The organism is Anaeromyxobacter oryzisoli, from assembly GCF_022690765.1.
GTDB classification, from domain to species: Bacteria; Myxococcota; Myxococcia; order Myxococcales; family Anaeromyxobacteraceae; genus Anaeromyxobacter; species Anaeromyxobacter oryzisoli.
Window position 1 is genome coordinate 1 of the sequence record NZ_JALCZA010000065.1, and the last position, 26,189, is coordinate 26,189.

21 protein-coding genes, 1 tRNA gene and 1 pseudogene are annotated in these 26,189 nt (G+C 74.0%); 14 read left to right on the forward strand and 9 right to left on the reverse strand.

Annotated features, from left to right (window positions below; genetic code table 11):
- A pseudogene (locus MNZ27_RS17470) lies at positions 1-376 on the forward strand (serine/threonine-protein kinase); the annotation flags it as partial.
- Between the two features lie 59 nt (positions 377-435).
- Here MNZ27_RS17470 and MNZ27_RS17475 read toward each other — a convergent pair.
- Complete coding sequence (locus MNZ27_RS17475) at positions 436-1,623, reverse strand: HD domain-containing phosphohydrolase (RefSeq protein WP_242395385.1); 1,188 nt, start codon at positions 1,621-1,623, stop codon at positions 436-438.
- 445 nt (positions 1,624-2,068) lie between these two features.
- Between MNZ27_RS17475 and MNZ27_RS17480 the strand changes: the two genes are divergently transcribed.
- Complete coding sequence (locus MNZ27_RS17480; RefSeq protein ID WP_242395386.1) at positions 2,069-2,458, forward strand: four helix bundle protein; 390 nt, start codon at positions 2,069-2,071, stop codon at positions 2,456-2,458.
- A 368-nt stretch (positions 2,459-2,826) separates the two neighbouring features.
- The gene (locus MNZ27_RS17485; protein WP_242395387.1) at positions 2,827-3,525 is read left to right on the forward strand and encodes an aspartate/glutamate racemase family protein; all 699 of its coding nucleotides are present in this window, start codon (positions 2,827-2,829) and stop codon (positions 3,523-3,525) included.
- Positions 3,526-4,076: 551 nt separating this feature from the next.
- Here the strand turns inward: MNZ27_RS17485 and rho are convergent.
- From rho to thyX, 3 genes are all read right to left on the reverse strand, one after another.
- A complete protein-coding gene (rho, locus tag MNZ27_RS17490) occupies positions 4,077-5,225 on the reverse strand; it encodes a transcription termination factor Rho (protein ID WP_242395388.1) in 1,149 nt (382 codons plus the stop codon).
- A gap of 563 nt (positions 5,226-5,788) precedes the next feature.
- Positions 5,789-8,281 (reverse strand): signal peptide peptidase SppA, encoded by a 2,493-nt coding sequence (gene sppA / locus MNZ27_RS17495; protein ID WP_242395389.1) that lies wholly within the window; start codon positions 8,279-8,281, stop codon positions 5,789-5,791.
- A gap of 73 nt (positions 8,282-8,354) precedes the next feature.
- A complete protein-coding gene (gene thyX / locus MNZ27_RS17500) occupies positions 8,355-9,176 on the reverse strand; it encodes an FAD-dependent thymidylate synthase (RefSeq protein ID WP_242395390.1) in 822 nt (273 codons plus the stop codon).
- An 83-nt stretch (positions 9,177-9,259) separates the two neighbouring features.
- Between thyX and MNZ27_RS17505 the strand changes: the two genes are divergently transcribed.
- Together MNZ27_RS17505 and MNZ27_RS17510 are read left to right on the forward strand one after the other, a co-directional pair.
- Positions 9,260-9,784 carry an acyl-CoA thioesterase gene (locus MNZ27_RS17505; protein ID WP_242395391.1) on the forward strand — a complete coding sequence of 175 codons (525 nt, stop codon included), beginning with the start codon at positions 9,260-9,262 and terminating at the stop codon, positions 9,782-9,784.
- Positions 9,785-9,861: 77 nt separating this feature from the next.
- Positions 9,862-11,949, forward strand: a complete 2,088-nt coding sequence (locus tag MNZ27_RS17510; protein WP_242395392.1) for a M13 family metallopeptidase — start codon at positions 9,862-9,864, stop codon at positions 11,947-11,949.
- A gap of 234 nt (positions 11,950-12,183) precedes the next feature.
- On the opposite strand, the gene MNZ27_RS17515 is transcribed toward MNZ27_RS17510, so the two are convergent.
- The 3 genes from MNZ27_RS17515 to MNZ27_RS17525 form a co-directional block, all read right to left on the reverse strand.
- Entirely contained in the window at positions 12,184-13,893 is a 1,710-nt protein-coding gene (locus MNZ27_RS17515; protein WP_242395393.1) for an aldehyde dehydrogenase family protein, read from the reverse strand.
- Between the two features lie 75 nt (positions 13,894-13,968).
- Positions 13,969-14,820: a metallophosphoesterase gene (locus MNZ27_RS17520; RefSeq protein ID WP_242395394.1), complete on the reverse strand. Its 852-nt coding sequence runs from the start codon at positions 14,818-14,820 to the stop codon at positions 13,969-13,971.
- A 252-nt stretch (positions 14,821-15,072) separates the two neighbouring features.
- Entirely contained in the window at positions 15,073-15,282 is a 210-nt protein-coding gene (locus MNZ27_RS17525) for a helix-turn-helix domain-containing protein (protein ID WP_242395395.1), read from the reverse strand.
- A 181-nt stretch (positions 15,283-15,463) separates the two neighbouring features.
- On the opposite strand from MNZ27_RS17525, the gene MNZ27_RS17530 reads away from it, so the two are divergent.
- On the forward strand, positions 15,464-15,970 hold the full coding sequence (locus tag MNZ27_RS17530; RefSeq protein WP_242395396.1) for a peroxiredoxin: 507 nt from the start codon (positions 15,464-15,466) through the stop codon (positions 15,968-15,970).
- An 11-nt stretch (positions 15,971-15,981) separates the two neighbouring features.
- Positions 15,982-16,677: a selenoprotein B gene (locus tag MNZ27_RS23690; protein ID WP_277958063.1), complete on the forward strand. Its 696-nt coding sequence runs from the start codon at positions 15,982-15,984 to the stop codon at positions 16,675-16,677.
- A gap of 19 nt (positions 16,678-16,696) precedes the next feature.
- Here MNZ27_RS23690 and MNZ27_RS17545 read toward each other — a convergent pair whose 3' ends face one another.
- The gene (locus tag MNZ27_RS17545) at positions 16,697-18,019 is read right to left on the reverse strand and encodes a hypothetical protein (RefSeq protein WP_242395399.1); all 1,323 of its coding nucleotides are present in this window, start codon (positions 18,017-18,019) and stop codon (positions 16,697-16,699) included.
- Positions 18,020-18,448: 429 nt separating this feature from the next.
- Here MNZ27_RS17545 and MNZ27_RS17550 point away from each other — a divergent pair, with 429 nt between their 5' ends.
- Positions 18,449-19,465: a DUF4388 domain-containing protein gene (locus tag MNZ27_RS17550; RefSeq protein WP_242395400.1), complete on the forward strand. Its 1,017-nt coding sequence runs from the start codon at positions 18,449-18,451 to the stop codon at positions 19,463-19,465.
- Positions 19,466-19,774: 309 nt separating this feature from the next.
- Positions 19,775-20,434 (forward strand): PAQR family membrane homeostasis protein TrhA, encoded by a 660-nt coding sequence (gene trhA, locus MNZ27_RS17555; protein WP_242395401.1) that lies wholly within the window; start codon positions 19,775-19,777, stop codon positions 20,432-20,434.
- Between the two features lie 21 nt (positions 20,435-20,455).
- Here the strand turns inward: trhA and MNZ27_RS17560 are convergent, their stop codons facing one another.
- Positions 20,456-21,559: a GTP-binding protein gene (locus tag MNZ27_RS17560; protein WP_242395402.1), complete on the reverse strand. Its 1,104-nt coding sequence runs from the start codon at positions 21,557-21,559 to the stop codon at positions 20,456-20,458.
- Positions 21,560-21,643: 84 nt separating this feature from the next.
- Between MNZ27_RS17560 and MNZ27_RS17565 the strand changes: the two genes are divergently transcribed.
- The 5 genes from MNZ27_RS17565 to MNZ27_RS17585 all read left to right on the forward strand — a co-directional run bounded on the left by MNZ27_RS17565 (position 21,644) and on the right by MNZ27_RS17585 (position 26,104).
- A complete protein-coding gene (locus MNZ27_RS17565) occupies positions 21,644-23,290 on the forward strand; it encodes a fatty acid--CoA ligase (RefSeq protein ID WP_242395403.1) in 1,647 nt (548 codons plus the stop codon).
- Positions 23,291-23,334: 44 nt separating this feature from the next.
- The gene (gene argJ / locus MNZ27_RS17570; protein ID WP_242395404.1) at positions 23,335-24,654 is read left to right on the forward strand and encodes a bifunctional glutamate N-acetyltransferase/amino-acid acetyltransferase ArgJ; all 1,320 of its coding nucleotides are present in this window, start codon (positions 23,335-23,337) and stop codon (positions 24,652-24,654) included.
- A 147-nt stretch (positions 24,655-24,801) separates the two neighbouring features.
- On the forward strand, positions 24,802-25,404 hold the full coding sequence (locus MNZ27_RS17575; RefSeq protein ID WP_242395405.1) for a hypothetical protein: 603 nt from the start codon (positions 24,802-24,804) through the stop codon (positions 25,402-25,404).
- Positions 25,401-25,997 (forward strand): hypothetical protein, encoded by a 597-nt coding sequence (locus MNZ27_RS17580; protein WP_242395406.1) that lies wholly within the window; start codon positions 25,401-25,403, stop codon positions 25,995-25,997. The genes MNZ27_RS17575 and MNZ27_RS17580 overlap by 4 nt, the downstream gene beginning before the upstream one ends.
- Positions 25,998-26,032: 35 nt before the next feature.
- A tRNA-Cys gene (locus MNZ27_RS17585) sits at positions 26,033-26,104 on the forward strand.
- The last annotated feature ends 85 nt before the right edge of the window (positions 26,105-26,189 follow it).

Consider the following 26,189-nt stretch of genomic DNA (forward strand, 5'->3'; position numbering starts at 1 on the left):
CGCGCGGCGTCGCCGCTGGCGAGCGTGGGTCGCGGGCGCGGCGGGGCTCGTCGCGGGCCTCGGCGTCCTCGCCGCCGGCTTCCGCCCGGAGCGCCCCGCGGTGGCGCCGCCGGGCGCGGCGCCCATGGTGGATCGCGCGCCGGCTCCGGCGACCGGGACCGGCACGCTGCGCGTGCAGGCGCGCACCCCCGCGATCCTCGTCCTCGACGGCGTTCCCCTCGTGCCCCGGCTCGGCGCGGGCGAGACGCGCCAGGTGACCCTCGGCGCCGGCGAGCACCGGCTCGAGCTCCGGACGGAGGACGGCCACCGGACCCGCGCGACCGTGCAGATCCAGCCCGGCGAGGTCTCGGAGCTGCTCGGGGTCGAGCTGGAATAGGAGCGGAGCCGGCCGGCCACGGCCGCGCCCACGAGCCGGCCTCCGGCCGAGACCGGGCGCTACGCGCGGAGCGCCGTCTCGAGGGCGCCGAGCAGCTCGTCGCCGGACGCGGGGGGAGCCTCGGCCAGATCGGCGGCGAGGACCGCCACCGTCTCGACGTCGAGGCGGATCCGCTCCCAGTCCTCGGCGGGCACGGACAGGAAGGCGTCCACGACCGCCGGGTCGAACTGCGTCCCCCGGCAGCGGAGGATCTCCTCGCGCGCCTCCTGGAACGGCCTCGACCTGCGGTACGGGCGGTCGCTCGTGATCGCGTCGAGCGTGTCCACCACGTGGAAGATGCGCGCCCCGACGACGATCTCCTCCGCCGCGAGGCCGGCCGGGTAGCCGCTCCCGTCCCACTTCTCCTGGTGCTGGAGCACGATCGAGGACGCCGGCCGCAGGTAGTCCACCCGCTGGAGGAGCGCCCACCCGAGCTCGGGGTGGCGCTTCATCTCGATCCACTCGTCGGCCGTGAGCGGCCCCGGCTTGAGGAGCACGCGGTCGCGGACGCCGATCTTGCCGATGTCGTGCAGCAGCGCGCCGTGCTCGATGACGGTGACCTCCGGCTCGCGGATCCCGAGCTGGGCCGCGAGCCGCCGCGCGAAGAGCGACACGCGTCGCGAGTGCCACTGCGTCTCCGCGTCCCGGTAGTCGAGCGCGGCGATGAGCCCCTCGAGCAGCGCCTGGGTCCGGTGGCGGACCATCTCCTCGAGCCGGAGGTTGATCTCGCGGAGCTGGCCGTTCTGGCGCTGGACCTCGGCGGTGAGGCGCTCGTTCTCGTACCGGAGCCGCGCGGCCTCCGCGGCCTGGTTCACCGTCGCGAGGAACTCCTGCTGGTGCCAGGGCTTGGAGATGATCCGGAAGACCTCGCCGGCGTTCACCGCCTGGAGCGCCACCCGGAAGTCCTCCGCGGCGGTGCACAGGATCCGGACCGCGCCGGGGAAGCGCGCCCGCGCCGCCTTGAGGAACGTGATGCCGTCCATCCCCGGCATCATGTAGTCGGAGATGATCACCACCGGCGCGTCCGAGTCGATGGCGTGGAGCGCGTCGTCCGGGGAGAGGTAGCAGCGCGGCTCGAAGCCGGCGGCCTCCAGGATCCGGGAGAGCGCCTTCAGGATGAGCTCGTCGTCGTCGACGATCAGCACCCGGTCGGCGGACATGGCGGGAGTAGAGCAGGCGGTCGCGGCGGGTGCAAGGCGAGGATCCATCGGCCGCCGGATCTAAGGCGGCGGCGCGCGGATCGCACCGGGACCGGAGGGGGCGGAGGCACCGGATCGGGGTCGGGGTCGGGGTCGGGGTCGAGGTCGAGGTCGGGGTCGAGGTCGGGGTCGGGGTCGGGGTCGAGGTCGGGGTCGGGGTCGGGGTCGGGGTCGGGGTCGGGGTCGGGGTCGGGGTCGGGGTCGGGGTCGGGGTCGGGGTCGGGGTCGGGGTCGAGTCGGGGTCGGGGTCGAGGTCGGGGTCGGGGTCGGGGTCGGGGTCGAGGTCGAGGTCGAGGGGGCGCGAACGGCTGGATGGAGATCGCACGCTCGCGCCACGCCTCCGGCGTGTCACTGCGCGTGCCGCGCTCGACGGCCGCCGTTCGCTCGCGGGACCGGGCTCACGTCGCGGGTCGGACCTGCGCGGCTCCTTGCCTTTCTTCGAAAGGAGCCGCGCATGTCCTCCAACCACCGCGTCGATGACTCCAAGGTTCCGTCTTCCTCTCCTGCTCGTTCCCCCGTCCTCCCTCATCACAAGCTCATCGCCTACGGGGTCGCCCGGGACTTCTTGCTCGCGGTGATCCGCTGCGCGATTCGGGATCCGAAGCTCCGGGACGAGGCGCTCCGCTCGGCGAAGTCGGCGTGCCTGAACACCGCCGAGGGCGCGGGCCGAGTGAGCCGCGCGGACAAGGCACGCGCGTTCGGCATCGCCCGCGCCGAGGCGGTCGAGGCGGCCGCTGCCGTCGAGATCGCGGCCCTGTGCGGAGATGCGCCGGCGAGCGCGGCGCAGGAGGTCGCCCGGATCGCGGACCGCCTGGTCGCGCTGCTCACCGGACTGGTGCGGTAGGGCGTGCCCGGTCTCCGTCACCGCGGCGCCGCCTCCAGGACGCAGACCCGGCTCGACCGGAGAGGGGTAGCACATGCACCGGCGCCGCAGTGCGGCGTCCCCCGCGGAATGCACGAGCTCGATCCCCGGGGCTCGCCGAGCGCGACCAGGGGCCGGATGCCGAAGACGAAGGGCCAGGGGTACGGGAAGGAGGAATACGGATGACAGCAGGGATGACGGTGCGGGGTCGCAGTCGGGTCTCGGGGTTGAGGGTCGAGGGCGGGGAGGCGGATCGCGAACGGCTGGACGGAGATCGCACGCTCGCGCATCGCCTTCGGCGTGTCACCGCCCGTGCGCTCGTGGTTGAATCGGCCTCCATGGAGCATCTCATGCCGGGAACGATCGGGATCGTGGGTGGGCTCGGGCCCGAGGGCACGGTCCACTACTACAGGAAGCTCACGCGGCAGTTGTCGTCGATCCCCCTCGAGGTCGGGAGACCGGGCGTCGTCGTCGATCACGTCTGGATGGAGCGCTTCGCGGCGCTGCTCCGGGCCGGAGCCAGGGACGACATCGTGTCGCTCCTCTCGGCGTCGGTCGGGCGACTGCGCGGCGCGGGCGCCGACCTCGCGATGATCGCGGCCGTGACCCCGCACAAGTTCCTCGCCAAGATCCGGGAGGCGTCCCCGATCCCCCTCATCGACATCGTCGAGGCGACGCGAGACGAGATCGTGTCGGCCGGCCATCGGACCGTCGGACTCCTCGGCACGAGGGCCACCCTCACCGAGGCGTTCTTCCGGGGCGGCCTCGAGGCCGCGGGGATCGGCGTCGAGGTGCCGGACGCGAAGGGGATCGCCTATCTCGACGACCTCATCTTCGGCCCCCTCGCGTCCGGGTCGAAGACGGAGGCGATGACGGCCGAGGTGCGCGCGATCGTGTCCGATATGGCCTCGCGGGCCAGGCTCGACGCCCTCGTTGTCGCGTGTACGGATCTGATGGATCTGGTCACGCCGGCGATCCCGCTCATCGATCCCATCGACTGCCACGTCCGGCTCGCGATCGCCGCGGTGCGCCGGGCCGGCGGGCGGTGACGAACCCGGCGCGTCGATCCACGGGAAACCAGGCTGCGAAGAAGACGACCGCGCCCGTGACGCGGGCCCCGCGCAGCAGGACGCAGCAGGAGTCGGGCCCCGATCGACACGCGAACCCGAACCCGAACCCGAACCCGAACCCGAACCCGAACCCGAACCCGAACCCGAACCCGAACCCGAACGCGAACCCGAACCCGAACGCGAACCCGCTCTCCGTGCCCGTGACCCCTGTTCCAGGTCCCCTGGCCCGTGGCGCGTGCCCCGCGCCCGAGGAAGGACCCGGGGGCGGGGGACCACGGGACAAGGGATCCGGGGCCGGGGGCCCAGGCAGGGATCCACGGGTTCGCGTGCGCGTTCGAGGGCGCAGCCCCAAGCCGTCACGCGGGGTGGAGGGACCCCGCCGCAGGCGGGGGGAGGGGCGCAGCCCCTCCGCGCGGGGACCGCGAGCGGATCCCCCGCGAAGCGGGGGTCGCGAGCGGTCACGGGCCCCGCGCAGCAGGGCTGGGGCCCCGACGAGCTCTGCTCGGCGGGGCGGGGGCGCAGCCCCCGTTTCAAAAGCTCTGCAAAAACTCCTCGTTCGTGTCGAACTCGGAGAGCTTCTTGAGGAGCCGCTCCATCGCCTCGACCGGCTTCAGGGAGGCGAGGGCGCCGCGGAGGCGGCGGACCTTCTCGATCTCCTTCGGCCCGAAGAGCTTCTCCTCCTTGCGGGTGCCGGAGGCGCCGATGTCGATGGCCGGGAAGATCCGGCGCTCGGCGAGCTGCCGCGACAGCACCACCTCCATGTTGCCGGTGCCCTTGAACTCCTCGAAGATCACCTCGTCCATCCGCGAGCCCGTGTCGATGAGGGCGGTCGCGATGATGGTGAGCGAGCCGCCCTCCTCCGCCTTGCGGGCGGAGCCGAACAGCCGCTTCGGCCGCTCGAGGGCGCGGGAGTCCACGCCGCCGGTGAGCGTGCGGCCGGAGGACTCGACCTCCTTGTTGTAGGCGCGGGAGAGGCGGGTGATCGAGTCGAGCAGGATCACCACGTCCTTGCCGGCCTCGACGAGCCGCTTCGAGCGCTCGAGGACCATCTCGGCGACGTGGATGTGCTCCTCGGTGGGGCGGTCGTTGGAGGAGCCGATGACCTCCCCCTTGATGTTCCGCTTCATGTCCGTGACCTCCTCCGGCCGCTCGTCCACGAGCAGCACGGTGAGGTGCACGTCCGGGCGGTTCGCCGTGATGGCCTGGGCGATCCGCTGCAGCATGATGGTCTTGCCCGCCTTCGGCGGCGAGGTGATGAGGCCGCGCGCGCCGAGGCCGATCGGCGAGATCAGGTCGAGGACCCGCCCGATCATCTCGTCGGGGCGCGTCTGCATCACGAGCCGCTCGGTGGGATCCGTCGCGGTGAGGTTGTGGAAGTTCGTCCGCCGCGCGACCGCCACCGGGTCCGTCCCCTCGACCGTGTCGAGGCGGGTGAGGACGCGCTTCATGTTGCGCACCACCGCGAGCCCCTTCACGGCGACGCCCGGCTGGAGGTGGTTGCGGTCCACCATCCACCGCGGCACCTCGACGTCGAACGGCTGGGGCAGGTAGCTCCGCTTCGGATCGCGCAGGTACCCGTTCCCCTTGCCCTCGAACTGCAGGACGCCCTCGACCTCCTCGGTCGCCTCCGGCTGCGGCGCCGCGCCGGGCTGGCCCTGCTGCGCGGGTGCGCCGTTCATCCCCGGCGCGGACCCGGGCTGTCCGCCCGGTCCGGCGAGTCCGGGGGCGCCCCCGCCGCCCGGCTGACCGCCGCGCCCGCGGCGCCCGCGACGGCGACGCCGCCGCCGGCCTGCGCCCTGCCCCGGCGCACCACCCGCCTGGCCGTTCTGGCCCTGCGCTTCGGCGCCGTCCGGCGCGCTGCCCTGCGCCGGGGGATTCTGCGGGGCCCCACCCTCACCCGGGGTCGGGGTCTGCTCATTCTCGCTCATGCTGTCGTTGCTCCGGCCGCGGCGGTCGGTTGATCGGCCCCCTGCGGTCCTTCTGTCGCTGGATCGGCGCTGCGTCCGCGGAGACGGATTTGGTTGGTCCGCGAACCGCCTGCCCCCCGGACCCGTCACTGGCGCGCCGCGCGTCCTATCGCGCGGCTTTCACTTCGTGGCTGCCAGGAGCCGGTCGACCGAGGGTCGGCCTCCCCGCCGCTGAAACCTACTTCGCTCGCGGAGGGGAGACAACCGAATCCATAGCAAAAAAGCTCGGGGAGCGGAAGCCTCGCGGTTGCTCGAACGGGGCCGCTCCTCCGTGGTCAGGGGGAGGTCACCGGGAACCAGTCCACGGGGAGGGCGATCACCGGCCCCAGCTCGCGCAGCACGGCGAGGGTGGACAGCTCGGGGAGCGCCGCGACGACGCGCGCGAGCGGGTGCTCGTCCACCGCCCGGGCGACGAGGCCCGTGGCGGCCTGCGCGAGCACCCCGCGCTCGCCGTCGTCGGTCCGGAGCTCCACCCACTCGCGCGCGCGGAGCCCGGCCCGCTCCCGCGCGAGGGCGATGGCGTCCTGGAGCGAGCCCATCCCGTCCACGAGCCGCCGCTCGAGCGCCTGCCGCCCCGTCCAGACGCGGCCGCTCGCCACCGGCTCGACCTCCGCGCGGGAGAGCTTCCGGCCGGTCGCCACGCGGTCGAGGAAGATCTCGTAGAACGCCTGGATCTGCCGCTCGAGGACGGCGCGCTCGGAGGCGCTCCAGGGGCGCGCGAGGGAGGTGATCTCGGCGTTCTCGCCCCGGGCGAACGCGGCGCGGTGGATGGAGAGCTTCCCGAGGAGCCCGGAGAGGTCCGGCTTGGCCGCGAACACGCCGATGGAGCCGGTGAGCGTGGAGGGCTCGGCGAGGATCGTCTCCGCGCCCACCGCCACGAGGTAGCCGCCGCTCGCCGCGAGGTCTCCGAGCGACGCCACCACCGGCTTCCCCTTCTGCCGGGCCCGGATCACCTCGCGCCAGATCAGATCCGACGCGAGCCCGTCGCCGCCGGGCGAGTCGATCCGGAGCACGATCGCCTTGACGCGCCCGTCCTCGGCCGCCCGGGCGATGGCCCTGGAGACGGTCTCGGCGCCGGCGATCGTGTCGCGGCCGAGCGGGTCGCGGCTCTTCCCCGGCGCGATGATCCCCTCGACCCGGATCACCTGCACGACCGGCGGCAGCCCCCAGCGCTGCGCGGTGCGCTCGGGCTCGGGGCGATACCGCCCGCCGGCCTCGAGCGAGCGCCCCGCGAGGCGGCGGAGGAAGCCCTCGAGCTCGTCCGGCCAGAGCACCGCGTCGAGGAGCCCGGCGTCGCGGGCCTCCTCCGAGGTGAACAGCCCCTGATCGACGAGCGCCCGGACGCGCTCGGGGGCGAGCCGCCGCGCCGCGCCCACGTCGGCGACGATCCGGCCGAACACGTCGTCGAGCACCGCGTTCGTCGCCTCGCGCGCCTCGGGGGAGGGCTCGGTCCGGACGAGGGGCTCGGTCGCGCTCTTGTACGCGCCGGCCTTCACCACCTCGAAGGTGACGCCGAGCCGCGCGAGCGCGTCCTTGAGGTAGAGCTGCGAGGTGCCGATGCCGTTCACGAAGAGCGGCGCGCCGGGGGGCGCCACGATCGCGGTGGCCGCCGTCGCGAGCCAGTACGCGCGCGTGCCGCCGCCGGTGACGTACGCGACGACCGGCTTGCGGGCGGCGATGGACGCGATCGCGCGCCGCAGCTCCTCGGTCCGTCCGGCGCCGACCGGCAGGTCGTCGATCCGGAGGACGATGGCCCCCACGTCGGCGTCGTCGCGCGCCAGCTCGAGCCGGCGGAGCAGGTCGCCGTAGGGATCCCGCGGCTCGAGGTCGAAGAAGAGCGTCCGGCGGCGCGCGAGCTCGTCGTCCACGTCCACCGTCGCCGCCCGCGCGTCGGAGGGCGCGGCGCGGTACCGCTCCGAGGAGAGGCGCAGGCCCGCGAGCCAGCCCCGCTGGCCGCCCACGGCGCTCCCCCCGGTGACGACGCCCGAGTGCGGGCCGTTCCAGGCCACCGCGAGGAGCCCGGTCACGTCGCCCGCCGGCCCCGGCTGCGTCCGGAGCGGGACCTGGACCTGGATCCCGAGCGCGAGCCCGACGGGCGTCTCGGCGGCGGCCCCCAGCGCGACGTGGGTCGCGCGGAAGTCGTCGCTCAGGCTGTCGTCGGCGAGGAGGTCCGCCGAGAGCGTCAGGCCGTCGTCCCAGAGCCGGGTCGCGACGCCGAGGTCGTAGCGGACCGGGACGCCCGGGCCGGCGTCGCGGTCGAGCATCGCCGCGCCGATCGAGAGCCAGCGGGTCGGGCGCACCGTCAGCCCGAGATCCCACCCGCCGAGCCGCTCGACCGCGGGATCCGGCGACGAGAGCCAGGTCCAGGCGACGCCCGCCGAGACCGCCCGGCCGTCGCCGAGGCCCAGCCCGAGGCGGGTCCGACGGTAGCGCCGCGCGGGGGCGCCGGGCCGCATCCACTCCAGGGAGAGGCCGACGCCGAGCGGACCGAGCCGGCCCGCGCCGTAGAGCCCGTCGGCGGCGGCGTCGGGGGTGACGTCGCCCTCGTGGAAGTACTGGAGCGCGAGGCCGTCCACGAACCCGGGCGCCGCCGGGGTGCTCGAGAGCCCGGCCGGGTCCTCCGCGGCGGCGACCCCGAAGGCCGGGACGGCGATGCCGGCGGGGATCCCGGCGGCGCGCTGCGTGGCGCTCCAGACCTGCGCGCGGGCCACGGGCGCGGCGAGGAGGATGGCCGCGGCGGCCGCCGCGTTCACGAAGCGTGTCGTCATGTCGCGAGGCTCCCGCGGGGATTCTAGCGGGAGACGGCCCGTCGCGGGCGAGACCGGGCGGGTCGACTACGTTTCACTCCTCGTTGCCCGCGTCCTCGACGACGCGGAGGTGCGCCTCGTCGAGCGGGGCGACGTCACCGCCGCGGTGCGCGCGGAACACCTCGAGGAGCTGCTCCTTGTGCGGTCGCACCTTCCCGAGCGGGCACCGCTCCCAGTCCTTGCGCGGCTCGTCGCAGTACCCGAGGCGCCGGTCGCCGCACTTCGGCTGGAGGTACGCGCCGAGCTCCGGGATCGCCTTCGCCACCTCGCGCCGCATGAGCGCGACGAGGTGCCGGATCTCCCACTGCGCGCGCCAGCACAGCCGGAGATCGGCGATGTGCAGGAGCTCCGCGAAGTTCACCATGATCTGGAAGTTGGTCGGGGTCGCGTTCGGCAGGACGAAGCGGGCGTCCTCCGCCGGGATCCCCTTCGCGAGCGCGTCCTCGTAGACCCGCGTGATCTCCCGCATGAGCCGGTCGTACTCCGCGGCCATGCCGGGCACCTTCGCCCAGGACCTCGGCATCACGTAGTCGAGCCGCTCCTCCTTGTACTTCACGTAGCGCTGCGACTGCTGCTCGAAGGAGATGCCGATCCGGTGCCGGACGAGCTGGTGCGAGAGCGCGCGCGACACCCCCGAGACCCCGAACCAGAAGACCACCTGCTCGAGGGGGGAGGCGTGGCCGGTCTTCAGCCGCTCGGCGACGAACTCGCGGATCGCCTCCGGGGTGATCCGGCCGGCGCGGATCTCGCCCCACACCTCGGCCGGCGTCTTCGGCGTGTAGCAGGTCCGGTAGGCTCCGTAGAGCTTCTGGAGCGGGTCGCGGGCGTGGTCGATCAGGGTGACTTCGAGCGGCATGGAGGGCTCCGAGGCGCATCTCATACTACGCCGGGCCGCCGCGCGCCGTGCCCGTCGTCGGCGGGCGTGTTACTGAGGACGCCATGCCCGACGCCAAGCCCGCCTCCGCCTCGCACGTCGAGGTGACCCACCTCGTGATGCCGAGCGACGCCAACGTCCACGGGACCGCGTTCGGCGGGATGGTGATGCAGTGGACCGACCTCGCGGCGGGCATGGCCGCGATGCGCCACTCCCGCCTGCCGGTGGTGACCGCGTCGATCGACCGGCTGTCGTTCCTCGCCCCCATCCGCATCGGGCAGATGGTCATCCTGACCGCGCAGGTGAACGCGGTGTTCGGGACGTCGATGGAGGTCGGCGTGGACGTCGTGACCGAGGACCCGCTCACGGGCGAGCGGCGGACGTGCTGCGACGCGTTCCTCACCTTCATCGCCATCGGACCGGACGGGCGGCCCACCCGGGTGCCGCGGCTCGCCGTGACCACCGACGAGGAGCGCCGGCGTGAGGAGGAGGCGAAGGCCCGCCGGGAGGCGCGGCGCGCGGAGCGGGGCCCGGGCGGCTGCCGCGAGCGCGGGTCCCGCGCGACGGGGACGAGCACTCGTTTTCCTTGAGCGACCGGAGGGCGCGCGCCATAGTGCCGGCGCTCTTCCGGGCGCCCGGTGCGCCCGACCTCCGAGGAGGCCCCTCCGTGCGCCGCTTTCTGCTCGCCGCGTCCGTCGCGATCTCGGCCCTCGCCCTCGCTTCCTGCCGGACGGCGCCGGTCAAGGCGGATCGCGACGCGCCGCTGCCGCCCGTCGACCCGACCGCGCTCGATCGCTCGACGTCGCCCTGCGAGGACTTCTACCAGTTCGCCTGCGGCGGCTGGAGCGTCCGGGCCCGGATCCCGCCCGATCGCGCCTCGTGGAGCCGGGGGTTCGCGGAGCTCTCCGAGCGGAACGCGCGCCAGCTCCGGCGGATCCTGGACGCGGCCGCCGGCGGGAAGGGCGGCGGGAAGGGGACCGGGAAGGGCGGCGGCCAGGAGCGGTTCGCGAAGAAGGTCGGCGACTACTGGGCGTCCTGCATGGACGAGGCCTCCGTCGAGGCGCGCGGGCTCGCCGACCTGCAGGGCGAGTGGGCCCGCATCGACGCGATCCAGGACCGGAGCGTCCTCGCCGACGAGGTCGCGCGGCTCGAGGCGGCGGGGCTCGACGTCCCCCTGAACCTCGGCGCCGGCCAGGACGCGCGGGACGCGACGAAGGTGATCCTGCTCGTCTACCAGGGCGGGCTCACGCTGCCGGATCGCGACTACTACCTCGCCGACGACGCCCGGAACGTGGAGATCCGCCAGCGCTACGCCGAGCACCTCCGGAAGATGTTCGCCCTGGCCGGGCTGCCGTCCGCGGACGTCGAGGCGAACGCCAACGCGGTTGCCCAGGTCGAGCGGGCGCTCGCCGAGACGCACTGGACGCGCACCGAGATGCGCGAGCCGGCGCGGCTCTACAACCGCGTGGATCGCGCAGGCCTCGCGCGGCTCGCGCCGGCGTTCCCGTGGGCGCGCCTGTTCGACGGGCTCGGCCGCGCGGATCTCGACGCGGTGAGCGTCAGCACGCCGCGCTTCGTCGAGAAGGTCGGCGCGATGTTCGAGTCCACCCCGCTCGAGAGCTGGAAGGCCTACCTGCGCTGGCGGCTCCTCATCACCATGGCGCGGGAGCGGGCGCTGCCGCGCGCCTTCGTGGAGGAGAACTTCCGGTTCCAGAGCGCGTCCTTCACCGGGGCGAAGGCGCTCCGGCCGCGGTGGAAGCTGTGCGTGGACGCGACGGACCGGGCGATCGGGTTCGCGCTGGGCGAGCTCTACGTGCAGCGCCACTTCGGCCCGGACGGCAAGCAGCGGACCACGCGGCTGGTGACCGAGATCGAGCGGGCGATGGAGGCCGACCTGGGCGGCGTCCCCTGGATGGACGCGGAGACGCGGGCGCGGGCGCTCGAGAAGCTCGCCAAGGTGGCGAACAAGATCGGCTACCCCGACCGGGAGCGCGACTACTCGTCGATGACGGTGAAGCGGGAGTCGTACTTCCGGAACGTGCTCTCGGCGGGGCGGTTCGAGACGACGCGCCAGCTCTCGAAGGTGGGCAAGCCCCTCGACCGGACCGAGTGGCTGATGAGCCCGCCCACGGTGAACGCCTACTACGATCCGTCCATGAACGAGATGGCGTTCCCCGCCGGGATCCTCCAGCCGCCGTTCTTCAACAAGGCGGCCCCCGAGGCGGTGAACTACGGCGCCATCGGGATGGTCGTCGGGCACGAGCTGACGCACGGCTTCGACGACGAGGGGCGCCAGTACGACGGCGACGGCAACCTGAAGGAGTGGTGGACCCCGCCGGTGGCGAAGGCGTTCGACGAGCGCGCGCAGTGCGTGGTCGAGCAGTTCTCCGCCTACGAGGCGCTGCCGGGCCTGCACCTCGACGGGAAGCTCACCCTCGGCGAGAACATCGCCGATCTCGGCGGGCTGAAGCTCGCGTACGCCGCGATGGAGGCGGCCCGGCGCGGCGCGCCGGCGCCGGCCGAGGTCGAGGGCTTCACGCCCGCGCAGCAGTTCTTCGTGGGCTACGCCCAGTCCTGGTGCGCGAAGTTCCGGGACGAGGACGTCCGCCTTCGCGTCGTGACCGACCCCCACTCCCCGCCGCGCTTCCGGGTGAACGGCCCGCTGTCGAACCTGCCCGAGTTCGCGGCGGCGTTCTCCTGCAAGGAGGGGAGCCCGATGGTGCGGCCGCCGGCGACGCGGTGCGCGGTGTGGTGAGGGTGGCCCCGATTGCCCAGCGCTCGCGAACGCCCGATGGTCCCCGTGATCCGTCACCGTCACCGTCACCGGCCTCTCCGTGACCCGTGAACCGGGTCCCGTGGCCCTCGGCCCGATCTCCATGGTCCGATGCCGTCGGCTCACGGGCCAGGGGACACGGGAAGCGGGAGGCGGGCACGGGGAACGGTCACGGTGACGGTGAGTGACCCTCCACCGTGAAACACGATCGCTCGTTCAGCCCCGTACCGCGGCCGCCACGACGCCGGGGAGGTGGAGCCAGCTCCCCGTCGCGTCGAGGGCCGCGAGGCGGCGGCCGAGGACGTGCGCCGTCCGGTGGCTCGGGAACGTGGGCGGCTTCGGGAAGGTGCGGGCCGGGTGGCGGACGACGCACTTCTCGATCCGCTCGAGCATCAAGGTGTTGTGCACGAACCCGCGGCCGCTCTGGATGTCCGTGAGCGTCGAGCCCGGGTAGGCGCCCCAGGGCGTGGTCCCGAACGCGAAGCCGTACCCGGCCCAGCAGTTCACCGCGACGGTGCCGTAGCGCAGCGCCCGGATCGCGCGCTCCACGGCGGCGCCGGCGACGGGATCGGCGAGCGTGCGCGGGTGCACCACGAGCTGCGCGGACAGCGTGCCCCACAGCCGGTCGTTCGCGAAGGCCACCGCCTGCGCGAGGAACTCGTCCGGGTCCTCGGACCCGACCGACGTCTCGAAGAGGAGCGCGCAGAAGGGCTCGGTGGTGAAGGCGGGGTCCTGCGCGTCCGGGTCGAGGCCGGGGACGATCGTCCACGGCAGGGCCCCCTCGCCCTGTCCCACCCGCCGGATCCCCGCGCGCCCCTCGGTGAGGCTGCGGTAGCGCTCGACGGCGCCGGGGTACCAGGGCCGGCGGGCCGGGGCGAGCGCCAGGTAGTGCTCCACGGCGGCGAGGAACGCGTCGCGGTGGCGCCAGCCGCGCGGCGTCACCAGGACCCGCGCGGCGTTGCAGTTGAAGGAGGCGTTGTGCGTCACCATCCCGGCGACGCTCTCCGCCTGCGCCCGGAGCCTCCCGGCGTCCCAGGGGCCGGGCACGACCAGCACCGGCGAGACGTTCCCGAGCTCGCTCGTGATCTCCTTCGAGAGCAGCGGGGCGCCGCGGGCCATCCGCTCCGCCCGCTCCGGCCCGGGCGGACCCCACACGATCGCGTCGTGCGTCCGGTCCGCGCCGGTGACGTGCACCTCGTCGACCGCAGGGTGGGTGGCGAGGTAGCTCCCCTCGTCCGCGCCGCCGTAGACGATCGCGAGGAGATCCGCCGCGATCGCGTCGGCGAAGGCCTCCTCGAGGAGCGGGCCGAGGTACGCGTTCACCGGGCTCATCTTGAGGATGCAGACCTTGCCCTCGTTGAAGAGCTTGGTCGCGACGTCGGCGGGGGAGATCGCGTTGATGTTCCCCGCCCCGAGCACGAGGCAGACCCGGCCGGCGTGATCCGGCGCCTTGTAGAACCGCGCGCGGGAGGCGTGCAGCGCGCGCTCGTCCACCCCCGCCTCGAGGTGGACGTCGGCGCGGACGCCCAGGAAGAGGGCGGCGTCGAGCCGGCTCGCCGGGAAGACCCGGACGGAGAGCCGGCCGTCGATCGTCTCGCCGGTCGGGCCGACCGGTGTGTTGCCGTTGCGCGCGAGCAGCGCGAGCGATCGCGCGAGCTGCCGGAGGATCCGCGCGATGACGTACGGCCCGGACAGCCACTCCTCGCCGGCCTGCGGCGCGTCCACCGCGATCCGCTTCGCCGCGCACGCGGCCTCGACGACGCGCGCCGCCGTCCGCTCGACGCCCTTCAGCATCGCGCGCGCCAGCGCGATCCGCTCCGGCAGCGTCGCGCGCGCCCACCTCGGCGCGGCGTCGCGCAGGCGCGCGAGGGCCTCGTCGAGGTGGCGTGGTGGGGTCGCGGTGGGGGCGGACGTGGCGGCGGGCATGAGGGCCTCTCTCCACCAAGGGTAGGCGAGATCCGCCCCTCCGCGCCCGGTCACGTCGGGGGGAGGCGCCGCCCGTCAGGCGCGGCGCGGCTCGGCGCGCCGGAGGGTCGCGAGCGTCACCTCCGGCGGCGAGTTGATCCGGACCCGGATCCCGGACATCCCGATCCCGCGGTTCACGTACAGCGACACCTCGCCGAGGCGGTAAGGGCCGCGGACGTAGGGCTCGCCCACGAGGCCGTGGAGGAACAGCGGCGTGAGGATCGGCAGGTTGATCTGGCCGCCGTGGGTGTGGCCGGACAGGCAGAGGAGCGGCCGGCCGAGCGCCCGCAGGCGGTCGGCGGAGCGCGGCCCGTGCGCGAGGACCAGGGGCGCCGCGCCGGCGGGGAGCCCGCGCGTGGCCCGCGGGACGTCGTCGCGCCGGGTGAGCCGATCCCCGACCCCGACGACGGAGAGCGGGGCGCCGCGCAGGCGGACGGCCGTCCAGGCGTTGTCCAGCACCTCGTAGCCGAGCCCCCGGAGCGCGGCGGCGACGCCGGAGGGATCGACCCACACGTCGTGGTTCCCGAGCACCGCGATCGTCGGCGCGGCGAGGCCGCCGAGCTGTTCGCGGACCGCCTGGATCTCGCGCGAACGACGGCACACGTAGTCGCCGGTCAGGACGACGAGATCGGGCCGGAAGGCGTTCGCCTCCTCGATCGCCGTGCGGATCAGCTCGGGGGGAGTGCGAGGGCCGACGTGGAGATCCGAGAGCTGCGCGACGCGGAGGCCGTCGTGCGCCGGATCCAGCCCGGGCACCGCGAAGGTGACGCGCTCGGCCTCCGGCGTCGGGTGCTGGGCGTCGGTGGTGGCAGGCAGGGTGCCGAGCGCGCCCGCGGCCCCCAGCAGCGCGGCGCCCTTGAGGAAGCTCCTCCGCCCGATGGAATCCATGCCGTCCCTTCCGTCGCCCGGCGCCCGGGCGCCGGTCAAAGCTGGAACGCGGCCCCCCGCGCGGCGATTCCACGAGCGGGGGGCCGTCCGTTCGTGCGGCACGGGGGAGGGCGTCGCCGCTGCGCGCGGAGCGGACGTCGCGCCGCTCGACGACGCCGGGCGATCGAGGCGCCGGCGCGAGGGCCCTCGACACGGGGTGCCGACGGCCGGTGAAGGCCGGGCGGTGGAGGGACGCGGTGCCGGACGCGGGCGCTACCGGCCGCCGAGCAGCGAGGCGGGCGGGACGCCGAGCGCCTTCGCCATCTTCTCGATCGTCTCGAGCGGTGGCGAACGCTGTCCGCGCTCGAGCATCGACACGTACGACACCGAGATCCCCACCTTGTCTGCGAGCGCCTTCTGCGAAAGCTTCTTCTTGGAGCGGAGGCGCCGCACGTTTCCGGCGAAGCGCGTCAAGAGATCCATGAACGAACGATTAGCAAAGGGCCCCCTGGACGGCTCGGTCCTTTTCGGGGCATCACCCGGCCGTCCTGCTACTGTGAGTGACATCCGTCCCTTTACGCACCGAGGACGCGCCGATGAATAGCTTTGGGACCTTCCCGGACGAGCGGATGCGTCGAATTGCCCAGGAGGAGAGGAGAGACCGATGGCGAAGGCGATCTGGAAGGTCGAGGTCGGCGAGCAGGCGCCCGACTTCGAGTTGATGGCCACCGGTGACGCGGCGGGCCGCGGCACCCCCCGGAGGAAGATCAAGCTCTCCGATTACCGGGGGAAGAAGAGCGTCGTCCTGGTGTTCTACCCGGCGGCGTTCACCCCCGTTTGAACCGTCCAGATGCCCTCGTACGAGGAGGATCTCTCCGAGTTCGAGCGGCGCGACGCCCAGGTCCTGGGCATCTCGACGGATCAGGTGTTCACCAACGAGGCGTGGGCGAAGTCGATGGGGACGCTGTCGTACCCGCTCCTCTCGGACCATTGGCCGCACGGACACGTGGCCGCGCTGTACGGCGTCCTCCGGGGCGACTCGGGGCAGTGCGAGCGGGCGATCTTCGTGATCGACCGGGAGGGAAAGATCGCCTACGTGGACATCCACGACATCAACGAGCAGCCGCCGACCGATCGGATCATGCAGGCGCTGGATCGCCTGAAGAGGTAGGGGGCGCCCCCATGGCCGAGGCGAGCGGCCAGAAGCTCGAGCTGTCGCGCTACTGCGTCCCCTTCACGCCGTTCAAGGGGAAGCTCGAGGACGCCGAGATCTGCCTCGTCACCACCGCCGCCGTCCGGCAGGCCGACGACCGACCGTTCGACACGGAGGGTGACACGAGCTGGCGGGTGATCTCGTCGGAGGCGAACGCGAGCGAGCTGCGCTACGACGACACCCACTACGACCACGGGTGCGTCGATCGCGACCTGAACTGCGTCTTCCCCATCGATCGGGTGAGGGAGCTCGCGATCGAGCGGCGGCTCGGCGGGCTCACCGCCCGTCACTTCTCGCTCGGCTTCACGCAGGCCCTCCGCGAGCTCCGGGACCGGACGATCCCGGCCCTGATCCGCGAGATCGACCGGGAGCGGCCCGGGGCGGTGCTCCTCACCGGCGGCTGACGGCTCTGCCACCGCACGGTGGTCACCGTGCAGCGGAACATCGAGCTCGTCGGCATCCCGACCGTGGTGATCACCGTCGAGCCGGAGGAGACGCTCCAGGCGCGCCCGCCCCGGGCGCTCTGCCCCCGCGGGTTCGTCGCCGGCCACTCCCTCGGGCGCGCCCGGGACGTGGCGCTGCAGAAGTGGATCCTGATGGACGCCCTCGGCCTGCTCACCGCCGATCCCCGCCCGGGCGAGATCGTGATGATGGACTACACGTGAAACGAGCGCGGGCCTGTCGCTACCGCCCCGCGTACACCGTGAGCCCTCCGGCGCCGAGCTTCCTGGAGGCGACGTGGGTCAGGTACACCACGCGCGGAGAGGACCAGCGGTCGATCTGGATCCTGGTGACCGGGTTCGAGGCGAAGCCCGGCCAGCCCGCGCCCGGCGGCGGGAAGACGTCCTGCCACCCGTTCGCCCAGCGCGCGAAGCCGCCGTAGCCGAGCCCCACCCACACCGAGTCGTCCGACGGATCGCAGGCGACGGCGCTCGCGCTGTCGCCGAAGCCTGCCGGCAGGTCCACCTGCGTCCAGGCGCCGTTCGGGGAGACGCGCTTCAGCCCGTTCGCGTACGAGGAGACCCACATCGTGCCGTCGTCGCAGAACGAGATCCCCGTCACGAGGTCCCACTGCGTCGCGTCGGCGGCGTCGTGCCAGAAGGAGATGAACGGTCGGACCGGCGACATCTCCCCCCACCACCCGTTCCAAGTCGGGTGGCTCATCGTCACGTAGCCCGGGAGGCTGGCGGTCCGGACCTCGTTCGCGAACCAGGGGATGTTCGTCGTCGGGTCGAGCGCGAGCGCGGTGGACTCGCCGGAGAGGAACCGGCCGTCCGGGGCCGAGAGCGCGGGGTGCTCGTGCTCCCAGACGCCCTTCGTCTCCGCCCACGCCGGATCACCCTTGGTGGAGTCGATCCAGCCGCGGTCGTCCGGGTGCGCGACGAGGATCGAGATCACCGCGTGCGTCGCGCCGAACAGGACGTCGCCGTAGGAGAGCGGGCGGCGCTGGTCGTGGTTCACCACGATGTGCCTCACCTGCCGCGCCTTCTTGCGCCCGCTCATCCAGGTCGAGTCGCTCCAGGTCTCGTTGCAGACGGTGTTCTGCGGCGGGTTCGCCCAGTTCTCGCAGACGACGCCGGGCGGGGAGGCGATGAAGACGTGGCGCTCCTTCGCGAGCGTGGTGCCGTCGAAGGTCACGAGGTCCGCGCCGCCCGAGTCGAGCGCCCAGGGCGCGTCGTAGTCGTAGTCGATCCCCACGCCCTGGAAGCCGACCACCGCCTTCCCGGGCGCCGCGCCGGCGACCGAGATGACCGGGCAGGTGTGCGGCGGGCCGGGTGGTTTCGGGTTCGCGATCTCGCTCGGATCCCAGCAGTTCGCCGTGAGCCCGGCGGTCGCGAGGTCGAACCGCTTGAAGTCCTGGTCGTCGCGCCGCTTCGCGAACACCGCCGAGCCGCCTGCGACGTAGACGTTGCCGCCCTCGTCGGGGGAGGCGTCCGAGAGCTCCGCGGTGAGTCCCTGATCGGTGGAGTAGAAGAGGAAGTCCCCGAGCTTCACCGGCGCCTTCACGGTGGGGGTGCTCCCTCCGCCGTTGCCTCCGCCGCCGTCCCCGCTCCCGCCGCCATCGCCGCCGCTCCCGCCGCCGCCTCCTCCGCTCCCGTCTCCGCCGGAGACGGGTGCCGGAGAGCTCCCGCCACCGCACGCCGCGAGCGCTGCCGCCAGCACGCTCGACACCACCCAACGCCCCGCCGCCATCGCCACCTCGCCTCCCCGCTCCCGGGCGGGCCGTTCCGCACCGTGACGCCACGTCATCGCCCGTCCGGCTCTCGCCCGATCGGGCGTGCGCGTGTCGGGCACAGGCGCCGCTGGAAACCTGCTCCGGGCGCCCCCCGGCGCCAAGCCGTCGGAGGGGGGATCGCGCGGTTCGGGCTCATGCATCGGGCCGCGTGAGCGCTCGCCGGCTCGCGCGTGTTTGCGCGGCGTGACACAATCGGCCCCGTGCTCCAGGGCGATCTCCTCACCTTCCCGCTCCCAGACCTCTTCCAGTGGATCGACAACAGCCGGCGCTCCGGCGTGGTCGAGATCGACGTGGGGGAAGGGGCTCCGTTCTGGATCCAGGTGCACGACCGTCGCGTCGTGGCGGCCGCTCGCCCACCGGCCGGGCAGGCGGGCCTCGGGAGCCTCGCCGGCTGGGCGCACGCTGGGCCGGAGGAGGCGCTCTGGCCGGAGGCGTGCATGGACCGGATCGTGGATCTGTTCCTCGCGCCGCCCGGCGGCCGGTTCACGCTCGTGGACGGGGCGGCCGGCTTCGACGACGGCGTGCCGCTCGACCTCGCCGTCGCCCAGGTGACGCTGGAGGGGCTGCGCCGCCTGGACGAGTGGCCGGGGCTGGACCGGCGCTACCCCTCCGAGTCGGCGCTCCTCTGCGCCGACGGCGCGGGGCGCCCGCGCACGCCCGGGCAGCGCGCGCTGCTCGAGGCGGCCCGCCGCCGCGTCTCGATCGCCGAGGCCCGGCTCGGGCTCCACGTCTCCCGGCCGGCGCTGCTGCGGCGCGTCGAGGCGCTCCGCGATCTCGGCCTCGCCCACGTCGAGGGCGTCGCGCCGCACGCCGACCCCGTCTCCACCCTCATCGACAAGGCGCAGGCCCTCGTCGCCGAGCGCCAGTTCGACGAGGCCGCGATCGTCTTCAAGAGCCTGCTCGCGGCCGACCCCTCGGACCGGCGCGTTCGCAACCTCCTCCGCGAGGCCGAGCGCGAGCAGGTGGCGGCGCTCTACGAGGAGCTCTCCCCGGTCGCCGTGCCGACCCTGCGTGGCGCGACGAACGCCCTCGACTCGCCGGTCGGGCGCCGGCTCTCGATGACCGACCGCGAGGTCGCGGCGCGGGTGAACGGTTCGTGGGACGTGGCCAGCATCGCGCTGTCCTGCCCGCTCCGCGAGGTCGAGACCTTGAAGGCGCTCCGGAAGCTGCTCCGGCTGGGGCTCGTGGAGCTGGTGGAGACCGGCCGCCCGGAGTAGCCCGGTGCCCGCCGGGCGATCCGGCGATCCGGGCAGGCCCCCGTGATCCGTGTCCGTCACCGTCACCGGCTTCTCCGTGACCGGTGGCCCCGGTCGCGTGGCCCGTGGCCCGATTCCCGTGATCCGACGGAGAAGACGGGCCACGGGAGACGGGAGGCGGGTGGCGGGAGGCGGGAGGCGGGTGGCGGGTGCGGGTTCGGGTTCGGGTTCGGGGCGTAGGCGGAAGGGGCGACGCCCCGAGGCCCGCGCGAGCCATGACACGCGCGTGACGGTGGGGGGCTAAGCCGAGGGACAGCCTGGAGGCTCGCAATGCACGCCGTCACGGAGACCACCACGCCGGTCAAGCCGCTCCTGCGCGGCGTCTCGCACGAGATCGCGTCGGGGATCGCCCTCGCCGCCTGGATCCTGCTCGTCGCGGCGGCGCCGTCGCACCGGGCCCGGCTCGCCGCGGCCGCGTACGGCGCGAGCCTCTTCACCCTGTTCACCGTGAGCGCGCTCTACCACCGGCCGACCTGGTCCCCGCGGGCGAGGCTCACGATGCGCCGGCTCGACCACTCCGCGATCTTCGTGCTCATCGCCGGCACGTACACGCCGTTCTGCCTCCTGCTCGGCGGGACGGTCGGGAGCGCGCTGCTCGCGATCGCCTGGGGCGGCGCGCTGCTCGGGACGGCGCGGGCGGTGCTCTGGCCGAAAGCGCCGAAGGTCGTGGACGCCGCGATCTCGGTCGCGCTGGGCTGGGTGGTGCTGCCGGTCCTCCCCGCGCTCCGGGAGACGATCGGGACCGGCGCCGTCGCGCTCCTCGCCGCGGGTGGCGTCGTCTACAGCCTCGGCGCGGTGGTGTACGCCACGCGCCGGCCGGATCCGTTCCCCCGCGTGTTCGGGTACCACGAGGTCTTCCACGCCATGGTGATCGCCGCGGCGGGGCTCCACTTCGCGGTCGCGGCCCAGGCGGTGCTCCTCATTCACTGATCATGGGGGCCGGCGTCGTCGTCAGATGCGCTCGGCCTTCACCATCGCCGCCACGAGCACGTAGAGCGCGAAGAGCGCGTCCTGCTCGGTCGAGGTGACGTCCGGCTTCGCGGCGAGCCTCCCGAGGCGGAGGAGCTCCCGCCCGTCCACGCCGAGGAGCGCCGCCCGCGCGGTCGTGGTCTCCTCGGACGTCGGCAGCGACGCGAGGATCTCCGTCACCGCCTCCGCGGCCCGCCGGACCGCCGGCCCGAAGGCGCGCTCGCGGATCTCCAGCTCGACCTCGGCGACCGCGGTCCCCTCTCCCGGAAAGAGCCGCGCGAACGACAGCGTGACGAGCTGGCCGCGATCCCGCGGCGGCGCCACGGCGGCGATGGCCTCGTCGCGCCGCACCGCCAGGAAGCGCCCGTGCGGCGTCGCGGCGCGGGCGGGAGCGGGGGTCTTCGCCGGGATCGGCGCCGGCGTCGCGTGGGCGGCGCGGGCGATCCCGCGGGCGAGCTCGGAGCCGCCGTGGTCGGCGGTCGGAGCCGGCGCGCGCCGGGGTTGGCGCGCTTTCAGGTCGCGCACCACGAGCCGGGTGATCTCGCGCAGCGCGACGAGGATCCCCTCGCCGCTGGACGCGACCGTCTCGATGTCGGGGACGCCGCGCGGGTTGAGCCGGCGCCGCATCTCGGCGACCGGGACGGCGCCCGGGAGGTCGCGCTTGTTGTACTGGATGACGAAGGGGAACGAGGCGAGGTCGATCCCCATCTCGGACAGGTTCGTCTCGAGGTTCGACAGCGACTCGAGGTTCGCGTCCACGGCCGCGGGCTGGGAGTCCGCGACGAAGACCACCCCGTCGGCGCCGTTCAGGACGAGCTTCCGGGTCGCGTCGTAGAAGACCTGCCCGGGCACCGTGTAGAGCTGCAGCCGGAGCGTCAGGCCGCGGACCTGCTCGACCTTGAGGGGCAGGAAGTCGAAGAAGAGGGTCCGGTCGCCCTCGGTGGAGAGGCTGATGAGCTGCCCCCGGGCGTCCGCCCGGACCCCGGCGTGGATCTGCCGCAGGCTGGTCGTCTTCCCGGACAGCCCGGGGCCGTAATAGACGATCTTCGCGGAGATCTCGCGCGCGACCGGGTTGACCGTGGACACCGACGCATTCTATCCGTCCCGGGCCGGGTGGCGAATCCACGACCCGGCCCCGGGTCGCCGTCGGTCCGGGCGACAGGAGTCTTCATGGTCAAGCCCACCATCCCGTTCGAAGGCGTCCCGCGCGACGCCCTCACCATCCGTCGCCTCCTCGAGACCCCGATCGTCGACGCTCCGGACCAGGAGATCGTCTACCGCGACCTCCGCCGTCACACCTACGCCGACATGCGGGAGCGCGTGCACCGGCTCGCCGGCGCGCTGGCGGCGCTCGGCGTGAAGCCGGGGGACACGGTGGCGATGATGGACTACGACTCGCACCGCTACCTGGAGGCGTTCTTCGCGGTCCCGATGATGGGCGCGGTGCTGCACACCATCAACTTCCGCCTGTCGCCGGAGCAGATCCTCTTCACCATCGAGCACGCCGAGGACGACGTCCTCCTCGTGCACGCGGACTTCCTCCCCGTCCTCGAGACGATCCGCGGCCGCATCGACACCGTCCGGACCTACGTCCTCCTCACCGACGACGGCGTGCCCGATCCCCGGCCCGTCCGCTTCGCGGGCGAGTACGAGGCGCTCCTCGCGGCCGCGCCGCCGCGCTACGACTTCCCGGACCTGGACGAGAACACCCGCGCGACGACCTTCTACACGACCGGCACCACCGGCCTGCCCAAGGGCGTCTGGTTCACCCACCGTCAGCTCGTGCTGCACACCTTCGGGGTGATCGCGACGCTCGGGACGGCGCACCACGCGAGCTTCCGGCGCGGCGACGTCTACATGCCCATCACGCCGATGTTCCACGTCCACGCCTGGGGCCTGCCCTACATCGCGACGACCCTCGGCGTGAAGCAGGTGTACCCGGGCCGCTACGCGCCGGACGTGCTCCTCCGCCTCATCGCGCGGGAGGGCGTCACCTTCTCGCACTGCGTCCCGACCATCCTCCACATGCTCCTCAAGGCCCCCGGCGGCGAGGCGGTGGACCTCTCGCGCTGGAAGGTGATCATCGGCGGCGCGAGCCTCTCGCGGCCGCTCGCCGCGGCCGCCCTCGCCCGCGGGATCGACGTGGTGACCGGGTACGGGCTCAGCGAGACCTGCCCGATCCTCAGCATCTCCCACCTGGATCCGGCCGACCTCGCGGCCCCGGCCGAGGTCCAGGCCGAGCTCCGGACCCGGACCGGTCGCGCGCTCCCGCTCGTGGACCTGCGCGTGGTCGACGAGGGGCAGGCGCAGGTCCCCGCCGACGCCCGCACGACCGGCGAGATCGTCGTGCGCGCGCCGTGGCTCACCGCCGGGTACCTGAAGGACGAGAAGGCCTCCGAGAAGCTCTGGGAGGGCGCCGTCCTGCACACCGGCGACGTCGCGTGGCGCGACGCGCGCGGGTTCGTGAAGATCGTGGACCGGTGCAAGGACGTCATCAAGGTGGGCGGCGAGTGGCTGTCGTCGCTCGAGCTCGAGGACGTCGTGTCGGCGCACCCCGCCATCGCGGAGGTCGCGGTGATCGGCCGGCCGGACCCGAAGTGGGGCGAGCGCCCGGTCGCCCTCGTCGTGCCGCGCCCCGGGCAGCAGGTGCCGGCGGAGCGTGCGCTCCACGCGCACGTGAAGACCTACGTGGACAAGGGGATGCTCGGGAAGCAGGCGCTGCTCCTCGAGGTGCGCGTAGTGGACGCGATCGAGAAGACCAGCGTCGGGAAGGTGAACAAGCGGGCCCTGCGCGAGAAGCACCTCGCGCGGGAGTGACCGCTCGCGTTGACGCGCCCGCGCCTCCGCGATACACGCGCGCCATGCCCAGCACCTCGCTCACGTTCGCGTCGAAGGCGGAGCACCGCGCCTGGCTCGAGTCGCAGGCGGCCCTCCCGGAGGGGTTCCGGGTGGGCACCTGCGCCTTCGACTTCGTCCCGGTGGAGGTCCCGAAGCCGGGGCGGATGAACCTCACCCTGGTCGCCCTCGATCGGCCGTCGCCGGCGTTCGCGGCGAAGTTCACGCGCAACGCCTTCCCCGGCGCCCCGGTGATCGTCGGGCGGCGCCGGCTCGACGGGGAGTCCCTCGGGGCGCTGGTCGTGAACAACAAGGTGTCGAACGTCTGCGCGCCGGGGGGCGTGGAGGCGTCGGAGCGCGTCTGCGCGGAGGCGGGGCGGCTCCTCGGGCTCGCGCCGGAGCAGGTGCTGCCGTGCTCGACGGGGGTCATCGGGTGGCGGCTGCCGGTGGACAAGATGGTCGAGGCGCTGCCGCAGGCCCACGGCGCGCTGCAGGGGCGCTCGGTCCTGCCCGCGGCCGAGGCGATCATGACGACCGACCTCTACCCGAAGATCCGCCGGGCGGAGCTGGGCGGGGGGAGCATCGTCGGGTTCGCGAAGGGGGCGGGCATGATCGAGCCGAACCTCGCGACCATGCTCGTCTTCATCCTCACCGACCTCGACGTGCCGCGTGGCGCGCTCCGGGCGGCGCTCGACGCCGCGGTCGAGGCGACGTTCAACTGCATCTCCATCGACTCGGACACGAGCACGTCGGACACCGTGGCGCTCGTGTCGTCGCGCGCGCGCCCCGCGCCCGCCCTCGCCGACTTCGCCGCCGCGCTCGCGCGCGTCTGCGGCGACCTCGCCGAGGACGTGGTCCGGAACGGCGAGGGGGTGCATCACGTGATGCGGGTCCGGGTGACCGGCGCCCCCAGCTTCGAGACCGCGCGGACCATCGCGAAGGCGGTGGTGAACTCGCCCCTCCTCAAGGCCGCGGTGAACGGCAACGACCCGAACGTCGGCCGGCTGCTGTGCGCGGTCGGCAAGGTGGCCGGCGCGGCGGGGATCGCGGTGGACCCCGCCCGGGCGGTGATGAAGGTCGGCGGGGAGACCGTGCTCGAGGGCGGCGCGATGCGGCTCGATCCCGGCAAGGAGGAGCGGCTCGTGCGCCACATGAAGCTCGCCGAGCTGTACGCGAGCGCGCCCCCTGCCGACGGCGTGAGCTTCCGGCCGGCCGTCGATCGGCCGCCGCACGAGCGCCGGGTGGAGATCGACGTCGATCTCGGGATCGGGAGCGAGTCGTGCGCCGTGCTCGGGGCGGATCTCTCGCACGAGTACGTGACGGAGAACGCGGACTACAGGAGCTGATGGCGCCCGGTCAGGCGGGCAGGGGACGCCCCCGGTTCCCTCGTCCGCCGCGCGCCCGCCCGGTCCGCCTCCCGGCCGCGGAGGCCCGCTCAGCGCGCCGCGCGCCGCGACGCTCGCAGCGGCATCGGTCGTGCAACACCGCGGTCGATGACTCCCACCGAAACCGACACCTTCGCGAGCCTCGCCGCTGCGCTCGGGCGCGCAGGCGCAGGCGCGGCGTGCGCGCGGGAGGCGGACGCCCTCGAGGTCCGCGCCACGAACGAGCCGCTCTTCCGGGGTGACGCGCTCCGCCGGGCGGCTCGAGGACTCCGGATAGCCGCGCGCCTCCTCGATCCCGGCCCGGAGGTCCCGGTCCCCACCGTGCCGTTCCGGGCGATCGGCCTGCGTGGCGCGATCGCCGCGGGCCACGCGGCGCTGGGGCAGGGGCGCCCGGCGCAGGCCGAGCTGGTCGGGAGCGGCGCCGCGGATGCTGCCCCGGACTGCCCCGCGGGGCTCCGCCTCGTCGGCGCCGCGCTGTTCGCGCAGGGCCGGTTCGGGCTGGCCGTCCGGGCGTACCGCGGCGCGCTCGCGGCCGATCCCGACGACGGGTTCACCCGCGCCCTCCACGCGGAGGCGCTCTGGTTCGCGGGGGAGCGGGTCGCCGCGCGCGCCGCGCTCGCCGCGCTGCACGGCTGCGACGTCCCGCTCGCCGACGCCCTCGACGCCGCGGTCCGCTGCGGCGCGCTCGCCCGGGCCGGAGACGCGCGATGATCGAGCGGGCGCGAGGCGCCGAGGCCGGCCGGGAGACCGGCTCGCCCGCGCGCGCGAAGGCCCGCTTCGCCGAGGCGCTCCGGGACGCGCGGCGGAACGGCGCGACCTCGCGGGACGCGACCTCGCGCGGAGCGGGGCCGACGGAGCGCGCCGGCGCCACGGCTCGGCGCGGGAAGCCCCAGCCAGCGCGCGAAGGGGGCGAGACCGCACGCGCCGAGGACCTCCCGGCGCGGGGCGTCGCGGAGGTCGCGTCGCAGCGCGCCTCCGCGGACGTCCAGGCCACCGCCTCAGCCGACGCGCTCCGCGCCGCCGTGCGGGCGCTGCCCGCCGCGGTCGAGGCCGCGCGCGTCGCCAGCGGGGGCCAGGTCACCCTCGCGTTCGGCGCGGCCCTCGGGGTGGACCTGCGAGCCGCCGCCGGAGGGATCGAGCTGACGCTCCGTCCTACCGCGGCCCTGGAGCGCGCCGCCGCCGCGGAGCTCCCCGGCCTCGTCGCCGCTCTCCGCGCCCGCGGGCTCCGCGTCGCGCGGGCGACCGTCCAGGCTCGTTCCGCAGACCCCTCGTGCGGCCGGTCGCCTGCGCGACGGGCGCGTTGACGCCGCCGTGGACCTCCGGTAAGAAGGGCGCTCCCGGCACCGTCGCCAAGTGGTAAGGCCCGGGTCTGCAAAACCCGTATTCGGCGGTTCGAATCCGCCCGGTGCCTCTCGGAAACACAGGGGAATTCGGCGAAAGCTGGATTCCCCTTCTTCTTCTCATTCCCACGCCATTACCACCCACCGGGCGCGCCG

What these genes read in the sequence shown, in the direction of transcription:
- sppA (WP_242395389.1), bottom strand. Translation starts at nt 8,281, where the DNA reads ATGACGACACGCTTCGTGAACGCGGCGGCCGCCGCGGCCATCCTCCTC.
- MNZ27_RS17515 (WP_242395393.1), bottom strand. Translation starts at nt 13,893, where the DNA reads ATGCCCGCCGCCACGTCCGCCCCCACCGCGACCCCACCACGCCACCTC.
- rho (WP_242395388.1), bottom strand. Translation starts at nt 5,225, where the DNA reads ATGAACGGCGCACCCGCGCAGCAGGGCCAGCCCGGCGCGGCGCCGCAG.
- argJ (WP_242395404.1), top strand. Translation starts at nt 23,335, where the DNA reads ATGCCCAGCACCTCGCTCACGTTCGCGTCGAAGGCGGAGCACCGCGCC.
- MNZ27_RS17575 (WP_242395405.1), top strand. Translation starts at nt 24,802, where the DNA reads ATGACTCCCACCGAAACCGACACCTTCGCGAGCCTCGCCGCTGCGCTC.
- MNZ27_RS17475 (WP_242395385.1), bottom strand. Translation starts at nt 1,623, where the DNA reads ATGGATCCTCGCCTTGCACCCGCCGCGACCGCCTGCTCTACTCCCGCC.
- thyX (WP_242395390.1), bottom strand. Translation starts at nt 9,176, where the DNA reads ATGCCGCTCGAAGTCACCCTGATCGACCACGCCCGCGACCCGCTCCAG.
- MNZ27_RS17505 (WP_242395391.1), top strand. Translation starts at nt 9,260, where the DNA reads ATGCCCGACGCCAAGCCCGCCTCCGCCTCGCACGTCGAGGTGACCCAC.
- MNZ27_RS17565 (WP_242395403.1), top strand. Translation starts at nt 21,644, where the DNA reads ATGGTCAAGCCCACCATCCCGTTCGAAGGCGTCCCGCGCGACGCCCTC.
- MNZ27_RS17480 (WP_242395386.1), top strand. Translation starts at nt 2,069, where the DNA reads ATGTCCTCCAACCACCGCGTCGATGACTCCAAGGTTCCGTCTTCCTCT.
- MNZ27_RS17485 (WP_242395387.1), top strand. Translation starts at nt 2,827, where the DNA reads ATGCCGGGAACGATCGGGATCGTGGGTGGGCTCGGGCCCGAGGGCACG.
- MNZ27_RS17520 (WP_242395394.1), bottom strand. Translation starts at nt 14,820, where the DNA reads ATGGATTCCATCGGGCGGAGGAGCTTCCTCAAGGGCGCCGCGCTGCTG.
- MNZ27_RS17580 (WP_242395406.1), top strand. Translation starts at nt 25,401, where the DNA reads ATGATCGAGCGGGCGCGAGGCGCCGAGGCCGGCCGGGAGACCGGCTCG.
- MNZ27_RS17525 (WP_242395395.1), bottom strand. Translation starts at nt 15,282, where the DNA reads ATGGATCTCTTGACGCGCTTCGCCGGAAACGTGCGGCGCCTCCGCTCC.
- trhA (WP_242395401.1), top strand. Translation starts at nt 19,775, where the DNA reads ATGCACGCCGTCACGGAGACCACCACGCCGGTCAAGCCGCTCCTGCGC.